Source organism: Streptobacillus felis, from assembly GCF_001559775.1.
Lineage (GTDB): Bacteria > Fusobacteriota > Fusobacteriia > Fusobacteriales > Leptotrichiaceae > Streptobacillus > Streptobacillus felis.
The window spans coordinates 1-2,148 of record NZ_LOHX01000320.1 but is presented as its reverse complement, the minus strand read 5'-3'; the positions used below and the strand labels follow the sequence as shown (position 1 = coordinate 2,148).

At 22.4% G+C, this 2,148-nt stretch carries 1 protein-coding gene; it reads left to right on the top strand.

The annotated features are described in order from the left end of the window. Positions 1-2,105: DNA cytosine methyltransferase (locus AYC60_RS07615; RefSeq protein WP_156447706.1), on the top strand; the 2,105-nt coding region annotated here is incomplete at its 5' end. Positions 2,106-2,148 lie beyond the last annotated feature (43 nt).

Below are 2,148 nucleotides of genomic sequence, written 5' to 3'. Positions count from 1 at the left end.
ATGAAAAACATAGAAATAGTTTGGTTGTAGAAGCAATTAAAATTATTAATGAAATAAAACCTAAAGTATTTGTTTTTGAAAACGTTAGATCATTTATGAAAACATTATGTACAGATATAGATGGTGAAGATAAAATTATAGAAGAAGCAATTTTTAATAATTTATCTGATAATTATAATATAAGTTGGAAGGTAATAAATTTTAAAGATTATGGAATACCATCAAGTAGACCAAGAACATTGGTTATAGGAACAAAAAAAACCGAAAAATATATGTCTCCATTAAATTTATTCCCTTTAAAAGAAAAAAATATAACATTACGTGAAGCTATAGGAGATTTAGCACTTTTGGAAGAACCTACTTATTTTGTACCCAATGATCCATATCATTTCTTTAGGGAATATAATGGTTATATGAGAGATTGGATAAAAAATTTAAAAGAAGGTGAAAGTGCTTTTGGAAATGATGGAGATAATAAGCCGTATAAGATTGTTAAAGGAGAAAAACATATATTAAAATCTGGACATTTGGGTAACAAGTTTAGAAGATTATTTTGGGATAAACCAGCTGCTTGTGTTACAACTAGAAATGATCAATTAGCAGCTACGGATACAATACACCCTTCATCAGATAGGGTTTTATCGATTCGTGAATTAATGAGGATAATGACAATCCCGAATGAATTTAAATGGGTAAAAGAAAATGTTGAAAAATATAATGATTACGAAAAGATAAAAGAATTTTTAAAAAAAAATGAATTAAATATTAGGAGATGTATCGGAGAAGCAGTTCCGACAAAAATAATGTATAAAATTTCCCAAAATATATCTAAAATGTTTGATTATAATTATTTTTTAAATAATGAATCATTATCAGAAGAAAAAATTTTTTCTAATATATATATAATGTCTTTAATAAACGAGAAAAAAAACACATTGAGTGAAGCTAGAGAAAGTGGATTATTTTATACACCACAAAATATTATATTTGATAGTTTGAACAGTGTTACAAATAATGAAAAAAAAATTATAAAAATTTTAGAACCTTCAGTGGGAGGAGGGAACTTTTTAATTCCAATAATATCAAAATTTGATTATTGTGAAAAATTAATAATAGATATAGTTGATATTGATTTATTGGTTTTAGAAGAAACAATTAGGCAACTTAAAAAATATAATTTAGATGAGAATAAAATAGAAATTAGAACACATAATTTAGATTTCATTGATTATAATTTTGAAGAAGAATATGATTATATTATAGGTAATCCTCCGTATTTTAAGCTTAGTTCTAATCTAAAAAAAATATATAGAAAAAAGATAGAATTTAATTGTGATAATATTTTTGGTTTATTTTTGGAAAAAATATATAATAAGTCAGAAAATATAATTTTAATTTTACCAAAAACATTTCTTATGAATCCGGAATTTGATACTTTAAGAACTAAATTTGAAAATTACAATATAAAACATTTAATTGATTATGGTGTACATGGATTTAAAAATGTTTTTATTGAAATAATTTCTTATTATTTTACAAAAAAAAATATAGATAAAATTAAAATAGAAAATAAATTGGAATCCAAAATTTATTTTGTTCCTCAAAAATATATATTTCATGATAAAATGTGGTTAATGTATAGAAATGAATTTTTCGATGAATTTATTTCTAAGTTAATACTCAATGTATTTGAATTTTATAGAGACAGGCAAATTACAAATAAAGATTTAAAATTGGAAGGTAAAACATGGGTTATTAAATCTAAAAATATATTAGATGATACTAATTTAATAAATATAATGGGTTATGATAGATATATTGATACTCCTGAGAAATTTCAGGTATCAAAATTTATGAATAAAAAATGTATAATAATGCCTAATTTTACATATAATTTAAGAGCTGCATTTTTACCTAAGGATACAATTGTTAATGGATCAGTAGCTATTTTTATACCTAAAATAAATTTGGATTTGGATAAAATTGATTTAAAATTATACTCGACAGAAAATTTTAGGAAATATTATGCTATAGTGAAAAATAAATCAAGATTTACTATAAATATAGACAAAAATTCAGTGTATTATATAGGGGTGATAAAATGAATTTTATAAAAAAGTTTGAAAGTGTTTCTTATGAAAATGGGAA